Consider the following 11730-nt stretch of genomic DNA (forward strand, 5'->3'; position numbering starts at 1 on the left):
ATGCCCATCGGTCTCAAGTGGCTCAATGTGTTGCCTTCGGAAAGAGCGGCCCTGGCCCTGGGTTTTGCTTTTCATTTTTGCGTGCTCGCCAGCTATTACCTGGTGCGACCGTTGCGCGATGCGCTTGGGCTGGAGGGCGGCGCCGATCAATTGCAGTGGCTGTTCACCGCCACGTTTGCGGTGATGCTGCTGATGGTGCCGGTGTTCGGCGCGCTGGCGTCGCGTCTGCCGGCCACGCGCTTCGTGCCGCTGATCTACCGCGTCATTGCCGCCTCGATGCTGGTGTTCGGCCTGCTGATCGCCAACCAGGTCGCGCCGGTGACGGTCGGGCGGGTGTTTTTTGTCTGGATCAGTATCTACAACCTGTTCATCGTCTCGATTTTCTGGAGTGTGCTGGTCGACCGCTTCTCCAGCGAGCAGGGCCGGCGACTGTTCGGTTGCATCGCCGCCGGTGGCACCCTCGGCACGTTTATCGGGCCGCTGCTCGCGGCGACCATGGCCACCCGGCTTGGCCCGGTGGCATTGACCGTTGCGGCGGCACTGTTGCTGGAGATCGCCGTGCATTGCTATCGAGGGCTGCTGGCGCGCACGCAGTCGCAATCGGGCAAGCCGTTACTCGACGAACGGCGCCTGGGTGGCAGCATGCTCGCCGGCATCACGCTGATCCTGCGGTCCCCGTACCTGTTGGGGCTGGTGCTGTTCATGCTGCTGCACACCAGCGCGGCGACGCTGTTGTATTTCGAGCAGGGACGGATTGTCGCTGGCAGCTACGCTGATACAGGCAGCCGGACGCAATTCTTCGCCATTGTCGATTTGATCGTGTCGGCACTGACCCTGACGTTGCAACTGCTGCTGACCGCACCCTTGATCCGCCTGGTGGGGATCGGCGGTGCGCTGCTGGCAATGCCGTTGGCGACCATCGTGGCCTTTGCCGCTATGGCAATGGCACCGGTACCGGCCACCGTGGGACTGGCCCAAGGCTTGCGCCGGGCTGTGGAGTTCGCCCTCGTGCGACCGGCGCGGGAGGTATTGTGGACAGTGGTCAGCCGCGAAGAGAAGTACAAGGCCAAGAATGTCATCGAGACCCTGGTCTATCGCGGCGGCGATGCCGCCAGTGGCTGGTTGTCCGCCGGTTTGACGGCGTTGGGCGCAGGATTTGGCCTGGTGGCGCTGGTCATCGTGCCATTTGCCGGGATGTGGGGCGGGTTATGTCTGTGGCTGGCGCGGCGCCAGGCGCAACAAGTCGAAACCTGATTGGCGGGCGAGGGACGATTTATGAGCCATCCTGTGGGGTACACCCGTAGAAAAATTCTTACGCTGGCTGCCGGTGTTTCGGCGGTCTTCACGTTCGGTCCGACCGGCGCACAAACTTCGCCGTCGACGGGAACAGGAGGCAAGAACATGCAGACCCGCGTCATTCCTTCCAGCAAAGAGTCGTTGCCCATTGTCGGCCTGGGCACCTATCGCGGTTTTGACGTGTCCCCGGACGATGCCGCCTACAAGCAACTGCCTGCGGTGCTTCGCGCATTGTTCGAGAAGGGCGGGACGGTGATCGACAGCTCGCCGATGTACGGCCGTGCCGAACAGACCACCGGTGAACTGTTGTCCATCCACGAGCCCCGCTCACCAGCGTTTCTGGCAACCAAGGTCTGGACCCGGGGCCGCGAAGAGGGCATCGCGCAGATGGAGCAGTCGTTCAAGTTGTTGCAGACCGATCGTATCGATCTGATGCAGATCCACAACCTGCTCGACTGGCAAACCCATCTGCCAACATTGCGCCGATGGAAGGAAGAGGGGCGCATTCGTTACATCGGTATCACCCATTACACCGCATCGGCGTATGAGGAAGTGGAAGCGGTGCTCAAGGCCGAGCCGCTGGATTTCTTGCAGATCAACTATGCGCTGGATGATCGCGGTGTCGAAAAACGCATCCTGCCGCTGTGTCGCGAGCGCGGTGTAGCGGTGATTTGCAACCGGCCGTTCGGCGGCGGTGGCTTGTTGGGGCGACTCAAGGACAAACCGCTACCGGGCTGGGCGGCTCAAGTCGGGGTCAAGAGCTGGCCGCAACTGGCGCTCAAGTTTTTGTTGTCGCATTCGGCGGTGACCTGCGTCATTCCCGGCACCGGTAACCCGCGCTACATGGCTGAAAACGCCGGTGCCGGTTTCGGGCCGATGCTCACCGATGCGCAACGGCATCAATTGATCGCCATGGTGGATTGACGAGGGCTCGCTCGATCAGCAGCAGGCACGTTCCTGACTACACTGAGTGAAGCATTCGGATTTAACCTCCCTTGAACACGACGGCTCGCCTGCGGGCCGTAAGGCCGTGCCTATGCAAGACAACCGCGAACAGCTGCGTACACGCGTGCTCGATCCTGTCGATCGGGTCACGGAAGTGATTTTTGGCTTGCTGATGGCCATGACTTTCACCGGCACTATCAGTGTTGCGACCGCCAATCAGGAAGAGGAGCGCACCATGATGATTGCCGCGCTCGGCTGCAACCTGGCCTGGGGGTTGGCGGACGCGGTGATGTATCTGTTGCGCACGGTGATCGAACGCACGCGCAACCGCACACTGTTTGCCGGTTTGCGCGCGGGCGCGGACGCAAGCGCCGGCCAGGCGCTGATTGCCGATGCGTTGCCACCGCGTATCGCCACGGCGGCTGGCACCGAAGGCCTGGAAGTGTTGCGCCAGCGCCTGGTCGCATCGCCGGCCACGCCGAATTATCCAGTCCTGAGGCTGGAGGATTTCAAGGGGGCGCTGGGTGTTTTCCTGTTGGTGGTGCTCGCGACGTTTCCGCTGGTGGTGCCGTTCCTGCTGCTTGAGCAGACGGGGCTGGCGGTACGTTTGTCCAACCTGATCGGGCTGGTAGTGCTGTTCGTGGCTGGCTGGTTGCTGGCGCGATACGCCGGAGCCAAACCCTGGCAGGGCGCGGTGGCGATGGCGGTTGTCGGTGCAGCGCTGATCACGGCAATCATCGCGCTGGGTGGCTGAGCGTGGGCTTGCAGCCTGTCATCATTCGTCTCCTATACTCAGTCGCGTTGACTGGCTCGACAGCCATGCACGAATGCTGTTGCGCGTGCTCTGACAGCATCCCTGAAACTCACTTTAAGGAGATCGATCATGACCATTCGCATTGGCGATGAAGCACCGGATTTCACCGCCGACACCACCGAAGGCCCTATCAATTTTCACCAGTGGATTGGTGATGGCTGGGCCATTCTGTTTTCCCATCCCAAGGATTTCACACCGGTCTGCACCACTGAACTGGGCTATCTGGCCAAGCTCAAGCCCGAGTTCGACAAGCGCAACACCAAGATCCTCGGCCTGAGCATCGACCCGGTCAGTGATCACAACAAGTGGGTCGGTGACATTGAAGAAACCCAGGGCAACGCCGTCAATTATCCGTTGATCGGCGACGAAAACCTGGTGGTGGCCAAGCTCTATGACATGATCCATCCGAACGCCAGCGGCGGTTCGCGCACCGCTGTGGACAACGCCACCGTGCGCTCGGTGTTCCTGGTCGGGCCGGACAAGAAGGTCAAGGCCATGCTGATCTACCCGATGAGTGCCGGGCGTAACTTCGATGAAGTGCTGCGCCTGCTCGACTCGCTGCAACTCAATGCCAAGCACACCGTGGCTACGCCGGTGAACTGGCGGCCGGGTGAGGACGTGATCATTCCGACGTCGGTGTCCGATGAGGACGCGAAGAAGAAGTATCCGGATGGGTTCAAGACTTTGAAGCCTTATCTGCGCACCGTGGCGCAGCCCAAGTAATCAGCGGCAGTGACACCGCCATCGCGAGCAGGCTCGCTCCCACATTCGATCATCTGTGGGAGCGAGCCTGCTCGCGATTGGGCCGGTCCTGCCGGCCCGTCAAACCAGATACTTGCGAAACCACTCCAACGTCCGATCCCACGCCAGTTTCGCCGCCGCTTCGTCATAACGCGGTGTGGAGTCGTTGTGGAAACCGTGATTGGCGCCCGGGTAGATATACGCTTCATACGTCTTGCCGTTGGCCTTCAGTGCCTGCTCATAAGCCGGCCAGCCTTCATTGATTCGCGTATCCAGTTCGCCAAAGTGCAGCATCACCGGCGCCTTGATCCGGGGCACATCCTTGGCATCGGGTTGGCGGCCATAAAACGAAACGGCGGCGCCCAGTTCCGGGTAAGCCACCGCCGCCGCATTGGTCACGCCACCGCCGTAACAGAACCCGGTGATGCCGACTTTGCCGTTGCCGGCTTCATGTTTCATCATCCATTCCACGGCCGCGAAAAAGTCATTCATGAGCTTTTTCGGGTCGACCTTTTCCTGTAGCGCGCGACCCTTGTCGTCATTGCCCGGATAGCCCCCCACCGAACTCAGGCCATCCGGAGCGAGGGCGATGAAACCGGCCTTGGCCACACGCCGGGCGACGTCTTCAATGTACGGGTTGAGCCCACGGTTTTCATGCACGACCACTACACCCGCGACCTTGCCGGTGGCTTTGGCCGGGCGCACCAGATAACCACGTACCTGCCCGTGACCCTTGGGCGACGGGTAGGTGATGTATTCAGCGATGATGTCCGGGTCGGTGAACTCGACTTGCTCGGCGAGCGCGTAATTCGGGCTCAGGGACGCGAGCAGCGCACTGGCAGTCAAACCACCAAGCGTGAACAACGCGGCGCGGTCGAGAAATTCGCGGCGGTTGATCAGGCCATGGGCGTAAAAGTCGTAGAGTTCCAGCAACTGCGGGGCAAAGTCTTTCGCGGTGAGGCGGGTCATCGGTGTGCTTCCTCTTCGGCGGGTTGGACACTACCCCCGTAGGAGCGAGCCTGCTCGCGATGGCGGTGTATCGGGCAAATGGATGTCGGATGTGCCGCCGTCATCGCGGGCAAGCCCGCTCCCACAGGGATCTGCGGGGGTTGTTAAATGTGCATCGCGATCACTTCAAACACTGCGCCCCGGCTTTCGCCACTTGCGCATCCTGCTCGGCCTTGACGCCCGACACGCCCACCGCGCCGATCACCTGGCCGTCGACGATGACTGGCACGCCGCCCTCCAGCGATGTCAGCAGTGGTGCCGATAGAAAAGCCGTGCGGCCGCCGTTGACCATCTCTTCATAGCCCTTCGATTCCCGCCGACCCAACGCCGAAGTGCGGGCCTTTTCCGTGGCGATGTAGGCGCTGATGGGCGAAGCGCCGTCGAGGCGTTCCAGGGCCAGAGGATGACCGCCGTCATCGACCACCACGATGGTTACCGGCCACTGGTTGGCCTGGGCTTCGGTCCGCGCCGCCGTCAGGATCTGGCTGACTTCGGCCTGGCTCAGGATGGCTTTGCTGTTCATGGGCAATCTCCGGGGCGTTATTGGGACAGGGCGGCTTCGACCAGTTCGATCCAGTGCCGGACCGGTGTACGGCCCGCGCCATCGAGGTGCGACTGGCAGCCGATATTGGCCGTGGCGATGACTTCGGGGTAGCCGCTTTCCAGGGCATTCATCTTGTTGTCACGCAGTTGTCGGGCCAGTTCCGGCTGGGTCAGCGAATAGGTGCCCGCCGAGCCACAGCATAGATGACCGTCGGGCACGGTCGTCAGATTGAAGCCCAGGCGCATCAACACCGACTCCACTGCGCCACCGAGTTTCTGCGCATGCTGCAACGTGCAAGGGCAATGAAACGCCACGCGTCGGGCGTTATGAATGCCGAGTTGTTCCAGTGGCTCATTACGCAGTACTTCGACCAGGTCCTTGGCCAGAGCACTGACGGTTTTGGCCTTGTCGGCGTAGGCCGGGTCGCGTTCGAGCAAATGCCCGTAATCCTTGATAAATGCACCGCATCCGCTGGCCGTTTGCACGATGGCTTCGGCGCCGCTTTCAATGCTGGGCCACCAGGCGTCGATGTTGTGCCGGGCACGGTCCAGCCCGGTCGCCTGGGCGTCGAGGTGATAATCCACGGCACCGCAACAACCGGCTTCGCGGGCCGGCATGACACTGATGCCCAACCGATCGAGCACCCGCGCAGCGGCCACGTTGGTATTGGGTGACAGCCCCGGTTGTACGCAACCTTCGAGCATCAACACCTGCCTGGCGTGGCGGGTGGTGGGGCGTTTTTTGGTTGCCGGTGAACTGCGCGGCAATTTGCTTTGCAATGTGCCAGGCAGCAGCGCACGGAACATCTGGCCGCTGTTGACCAGGCCCTTGAACAGGTCCGCATGCGGCACCAACGTGCGCAGCCCTTCGCGTAACAGGCGCTGACCAATCGGGCGCGGCACTGCCGCATCGACCACCGCCCGGCCGATGTCCAGCAGGTTGTGATAGTCGACGCCGGACGGGCAGGTGGTTTCGCAGTTACGGCACGACAGGCAACGGTCCAGATGTTGCTGGGTTTTCTGCGTGACCTCGTTGCCCTCGAGCACTTGCTTGATCAGGTAAATGCGCCCGCGCGGGCCATCCAGTTCATCGCCGAGCAACTGATAGGTAGGGCAAGTGGCATTGCAGAAGCCGCAGTGCACACAGGTGCGCAGGATGCTGTCGGCTTCTTCGGCGCGGGGCAGTTGGCGAGCATTTTCACTCAGGGTGGTCTGCATGGTTCAAAGCTCCGCGTACAGACGTCCGGGGTTGAAAATGCCCCGGGGATCGAGTTGCTGCTTGAGGTTGCGGTGATAGCGCATCAGCCCGTCGGGCAGTGGCTGGAACGGAGTGTCGGTGAGGCCGTGGCTGTAGCAGGTCACGTGGCCGCCGACTTCCTCGACGACCTGGCGAATGAATGCTGCCTGGGCGTCGGACTTGAGCCAGCGCTGGGCGCCACCCCAGTCGATGAGCTGCTTGCCGGGCAGCGACAGGCGCGGCGTGTTGTTGGGCAAGGACAGCCGCCACAACGGTTGGTCCTCGTCGAAGAAACTCAAGCGCTGTTCATTGAGATCCGCCCAGTACGCCGCCTCAAGCAGCTCACCACCCAAACGGTCATGGGCCGCCGCCACCGAGCCTTCACCGCCCTCGAGCCGCAGCTGCAAGCGTTCGCCATCGTGACACGCGGCACTGATCGGCAACGGTTGCTGGCCCCATTCTGCCAGGCGCAACAGCGCGCGCTCAGCGCTCATTTCAAGACTGATGCTCAAGGCTTGGCGGGGTTTGGGCAAAACCTTGAGCGAGACTTCAGTGACCAAGCCCAGGGTTCCGTAGCTACCGGCCATCAGCCGCGACAGGTCGTAGCCGGCGACGTTCTTCATCACTTCGCCACCGAAACGCAAATGCTTTCCCTGGCCGGTGATCACCCGTGTGCCGAGGACGAAATCGCGTACCGAGCCGGACCAGGGCCGCCGCGGCCCCGACAATCCGCAGGCAATCATGCCGCCAACGGTGGCGCCATCGCCAAAGGCTGGCGGCTCACAGGGCAGCATCTGCTGGGCGGCGTCCAGCACTTGCTTGAGTTCGGCCAATGGCGTACCGCAACGCACGGTGATCACCAACTCAGTCGGGTCGTAACTGACGATGCCGCGATGTGATCGGGTGTCGAGTATTTCGCCGGCCGTCATGCGCCCGAGAAACGCTTTGCTGTTGGCGCCCTGGATGCGCAACGGCGTGGCGTTTTCCAATGCCTCGTTGACCTGCTCCAGCAGCAGCGAGCTGTCGTCCAAATCGGCTTTTGCGTACATCAGAAACGCTCCAGGTCAGGGAACGGCAGTTTTCCGGCATGCACGTGCATTGCGCCAAATTCGGCGCAGCGGTGCAGGGTCGGGATGTTCTTGCCGGGGTTGAGCAAGCCACCGGGGTCGAACGCGGCCTTGATCGCGTGAAACAGGGTCAGCTCATCGCTGTTGAACTGTGCGCACATCTGATTGATCTTTTCGCGCCCGACACCGTGTTCACCGGTGATGCTGCCGCCGACCTTCACGCACAGCTCCAGAATCTTGCCGCCCAGGGTTTCGGCACGCTCCAGTTCACCGGGCTGATTGGCATCGAACAGAATCAGCGGGTGCATGTTGCCGTCGCCGGCGTGGAATACATTGGCGACGCGCAAACCGTATTCCGCCGACAGCTCGGCAATGGCCTTGAGCACGCCGGGCAATTCGCGGCGCGGAATGGTGCCGTCCATGCAGTAATAATCCGGTGACAGGCGACCGACCGCCGGAAAGGCGTTTTTCCGACCGGCCCAGAACCGCACCCGTTCGGCTTCGTCTTTGGCCAGGCGCACTTCGGTGGCGCCAGCCTGTTCCAGCACCTGGCGCACGCGGTCGCAGTCGTCATGCACATCGGCTTCAACGCCGTCGAGTTCGCACAGCAAAATGGCTTCGGCCTCAACCGGATACCCGGCGTGGATGAAATCTTCAGCGGCACGGATAGCCAGGTTATCCATCATCTCCAGGCCACCGGGAATGATCCCGGCAGCGATGATATCGCCGACGGCGCGGCCGGCTTTTTCCACGGAATCGAATGCCGCCAGCAGTACCTTGGCGGACTGCGGCTTGGGCAACAACTTGACCGTGACTTCGGTGATGACCCCGAGCATGCCTTCGGAACCGGTGAACAGTGCGAGCAGATCCAAACCCGGTGAGTCTAGGGCGTCGGAGCCCAGCGTCAGGTTTTCGCCATCGACGGTGAGGATGTCCACCTTGAGCAGGTTGTGCACGGTCAGCCCGTATTTCAAGCAATGCACGCCACCGGCATTTTCCGCGACATTGCCGCCGATGGAACAGGCGATTTGCGAGGAGGGATCGGGGGCGTAATACAAGCCATAAGGTGCGGCGGCCTGGGAAATCGCCAGGTTACGCACGCCCGGCTGAACCCGCGCAGTGCGGGCTGCGGCGTCGATATGCAGGATCTGATTGAAGCGCGCCATCGCCAGTAGCACGCCTTTTTCCAGCGGCAATGCGCCGCCCGATAAACCGGTCCCGGCACCCCGAGCCACCACTGGCACCCGGCGCTCATGGCACAAGCGCAATATCCCTTGAACCTGTGCGATTTCACGCGGCAGCACCACCAGCATCGGCGTGGTGCGGTAGGCGGAAAGCCCATCGCACTCGTACGGCTTGAGTTCTTCCTGCTGGTGCAGGATTTCCAGGTCGGGCATCTGCGTTTGCAGGGCCTGCAGCAGTGCATTTTTGTCGACGTCGGGCAGGGTGCCGTCAACGCGTTCATCGTAAAGAATGTTCATCGGCGCTCGACACTCGGTTTGTTGTTATGGGATTGCTTGCCTTGGGTTTGTCCCTATCTTTTCGTCCCTGGTAAAGCGCTTTTCATTCAATAAGTTTTGCCCTGAAACGCAGATACGCAAGTACCACCGCAATCCCGGCCCCTGTAGGAGCGAGCCTGCTCGCGATGTACTCCAGAACTGCCCTTCGAAGAAAAAGCCCGGGAGGCGGACCTCCCGGGCAAGGGCTTGAGCTTCAGTGCAGTGAAACCTCGGTCTGTCGATTCAATTTCCGCCCACCACCATACTGCTGAATGGCGCCACATACGCTTGCAACGTCACCAAACCGCCGACCAGGATCGCCAGGATGATCGAGTGGAAGAACACGTATCGCAGGATTTCCCCTTCGTGGCCGTACCATCGGGTAGCGGTGGAGGCGACCACAATCGACTGCGCATCGACCATCTTGCCCATCACCCCACCGGAACTGTTGGCCGCTGCCATCAACACCGGGCTCAGGCCCAGTTGCTCGGCGGTGACCCGTTGCAAGCCGCCGAACAGCACGTTGGACGCGGTGTCCGAGCCCGTCAGCGCCACGCCGAGCCAGCCGAGTAATGTGCCGAACATCGGATAGAAGATTCCCGTCGCGGCAAAGGCCAGGCCCATGGTGGCATCCAGCCCGGAGTAACGGGTGAGGAAACCCAGGGCAAGCATCGCCGTGATGGTGATCAACGAATAGCGCACCACCCACAGGGTTCGCAGGTATTGGTGGATCAATTGCGGGATGGAATAGCCCATCAGCAATCCACCGACAATCGCTGCCAGCAGGATCCCGCTGCCGGTGGAGGTGAACCAGGTGAATTTGTAGACCGCCTCTTCGACTTTAGGCGCTGGCACCACCGGTGGCACTTTTTCGATTTGCTGGTGGATGGTGGTGAAGGTCAGGACCGGAGCGAATACCGGGTTGGCTTCGCGCATCGGCTTGCCCTGCGGGTCGAGCTTGGCCGAATTGGTGGCCGGATCTATCGCCGGGCGGGTGTCGAACATGTTCTTGAAGCCCTGGGTGCCCCAGGCGAATACGAATACCGTGAGGATGATCCACGGCATCCACGCGCGCATTACAGCCTTTTTCGATTCGCTGGAAAACGCCGCGCTTGGCTCGATTTTCGACTCATATTCGGCGTCGATCTTCGAGTTATCGACTCGGCCGGTGAGGGCGGCGGACGTGTGCACGGTGGCCGGTTTCCAGACTTTCAGGAAACCGGTCAGGCAGGCCATGGAAATCAATGCGGCGATCACGTCCACCAGCATCGGCCCGTGATAGTTGGAAACAAGAAATTGCGGAATGGCAAAACTGACCCCGGTGACCACGATGGCCGGCCAGATTTCCAGCATCTTGCGCCACCCGGCAAAGGCCCAGATCAACCAGAACGGTACGATCACCGAGAAGAACGGCAGTTGTCGCCCGACCATCATCGACAGTTCCATTTCATCCAGCCCGGTGACTTTGGCCAGGGTGATGATTGGCGTGCCCAACGCGCCGAATGCCACCGGCGCGGTGTTGGCGATCAGCGCCAGGCCCGAAGCCGCCAGCGGCGAAAAGCCCAGGCCGATCAGAATCGCGCCGGTCACCGCCACCGGCGTACCGAAACCGGCCGCGCCCTCGAAGAAAGCGCCGAAGCAGAAGGCGATCAGCAGCAATTGCAGGCGCCGGTCGTCGGTGATCCGCGCCAGGGAATCCTGCAGCACTTTGAACGAGCCGTTCTCGGTGGTGAGGCGGTGCAGGAAGATGATGTTCAACACGATCCAGCCAATCGGCAGCAAGCCATTGGCCGCGCCGTAGAGTGCAGCAGACCCCGCCATGTCGGCGGGCATGCCGAATGCGAAAATCGCGATCACCAGCGCCGAGGCCAGGGCGAGCAGTGCCGCCAGGTGGGCCTTGACATGGAAAAATGCGAGGGCTGCCAGCATCACCACCACCGGCACGGCGGCCATGACGGTGGAGAGTACCGGGTTATTGAACGGATCGTAGATTTGCTGCCAAACCATGTTCCACCTCTGCTTTTTATTGTTGGATGCGCAGACCCCGGAGGGGCGGTGGCTTGTAGTATAGGTGGCATTTCGCCGCTGTCAGGTTGAGTGTTCAGAGTCGCGAATCAGCGCAATTGCGGGGCTGAGCTAGGATTGGCAGTAAGGTCGAAAATCCTGCGACGGGAGGAAAATTGCAATGACTGAGCGCCATCTGGACCACAAGGAGACGCTGTCGAACGGATGCAGCATTCGGGTCAAAGCCGAGATTTTGAAGGACGGTTCGCTGGGGATGTTCATCGGCGTCTATCGGCCGGACGGCACGCCGATCGACGAAAACCACGACCCGAAACCGCACATGCTGGACATGGAAGCGGCGATGGATTGGGGTATCGATATCGCCAAGGGCATCGGCAACAGTCAGCGAACGTTGTAGGGATTGGTTTTGGAACAGCGGTGACGCCATCGCTGGCAAGCCAGCTCCCACAGGGATTGCTGAGATTTTGTGGGAGCTGGCTTGCCGGCGATGCGTTTCTTAGTGCTTGAACATCACATGCCGAACGACGGTGTAATCCTCGAGCCCATACATCGACA

The 11730-nt window shown here is 61.4% G+C and carries 11 protein-coding genes; 5 read left to right on the forward strand and 6 right to left on the reverse strand.

The window, feature by feature from the left end; all coding sequences use genetic code 11:
- The 4 genes from D8U18_RS10015 to D8U18_RS10030 all read left to right on the forward strand — a co-directional run bounded on the left by D8U18_RS10015 (position 1) and on the right by D8U18_RS10030 (position 3778).
- Positions 1-1254: an MFS transporter gene (locus D8U18_RS10015; RefSeq protein ID WP_131107545.1), complete on the forward strand. Its 1254-nt coding sequence runs from the start codon at positions 1-3 to the stop codon at positions 1252-1254.
- 21 nt (positions 1255-1275) lie between these two features.
- Entirely contained in the window at positions 1276-2220 is a 945-nt protein-coding gene (locus D8U18_RS10020) for an aldo/keto reductase (protein WP_082557544.1), read from the forward strand.
- 112 nt (positions 2221-2332) lie between these two features.
- Positions 2333-2995 (forward strand): hypothetical protein, encoded by a 663-nt coding sequence (locus tag D8U18_RS10025; protein ID WP_131107546.1) that lies wholly within the window; start codon positions 2333-2335, stop codon positions 2993-2995.
- Positions 2996-3124: 129 nt separating this feature from the next.
- Complete coding sequence (locus D8U18_RS10030) at positions 3125-3778, forward strand: peroxiredoxin (protein ID WP_056853417.1); 654 nt, start codon at positions 3125-3127, stop codon at positions 3776-3778.
- Positions 3779-3877: 99 nt separating this feature from the next.
- Here the strand turns inward: D8U18_RS10030 and yghX are convergent, their stop codons facing one another.
- From yghX to D8U18_RS10060, 6 genes are all read right to left on the reverse strand, one after another.
- Positions 3878-4765: a YghX family hydrolase gene (gene yghX / locus D8U18_RS10035; protein ID WP_130930605.1), complete on the reverse strand. Its 888-nt coding sequence runs from the start codon at positions 4763-4765 to the stop codon at positions 3878-3880.
- A 160-nt stretch (positions 4766-4925) separates the two neighbouring features.
- Positions 4926-5327, reverse strand: a complete 402-nt coding sequence (locus tag D8U18_RS10040; RefSeq protein WP_130904720.1) for a heme-binding protein — start codon at positions 5325-5327, stop codon at positions 4926-4928.
- A 17-nt stretch (positions 5328-5344) separates the two neighbouring features.
- Positions 5345-6565, reverse strand: a complete 1221-nt coding sequence (glcF, locus tag D8U18_RS10045; protein ID WP_130904721.1) for a glycolate oxidase subunit GlcF — start codon at positions 6563-6565, stop codon at positions 5345-5347.
- Between the two features lie 3 nt (positions 6566-6568).
- Positions 6569-7633 carry a glycolate oxidase subunit GlcE gene (gene glcE / locus D8U18_RS10050; protein WP_131107547.1) on the reverse strand — a complete coding sequence of 355 codons (1065 nt, stop codon included), beginning with the start codon at positions 7631-7633 and terminating at the stop codon, positions 6569-6571.
- A complete protein-coding gene (gene glcD / locus D8U18_RS10055; protein WP_131107548.1) occupies positions 7633-9132 on the reverse strand; it encodes a glycolate oxidase subunit GlcD in 1500 nt (499 codons plus the stop codon). The genes glcE and glcD overlap by 1 nt, the downstream gene beginning before the upstream one ends.
- Before the next feature lie 261 nt (positions 9133-9393).
- Positions 9394-11157 carry an L-lactate permease gene (locus D8U18_RS10060; RefSeq protein WP_130904724.1) on the reverse strand — a complete coding sequence of 588 codons (1764 nt, stop codon included), beginning with the start codon at positions 11155-11157 and terminating at the stop codon, positions 9394-9396.
- Between the two features lie 178 nt (positions 11158-11335).
- Here D8U18_RS10060 and D8U18_RS10065 point away from each other — a divergent pair, with 178 nt between their 5' ends.
- Positions 11336-11572: a hypothetical protein gene (locus D8U18_RS10065; protein WP_056853424.1), complete on the forward strand. Its 237-nt coding sequence runs from the start codon at positions 11336-11338 to the stop codon at positions 11570-11572.
- The last annotated feature ends 158 nt before the right edge of the window (positions 11573-11730 follow it).

This window comes from Pseudomonas sp. Sample_10, assembly GCF_004321495.1.
Lineage (GTDB): Bacteria > Pseudomonadota > Gammaproteobacteria > Pseudomonadales > Pseudomonadaceae > Aquipseudomonas.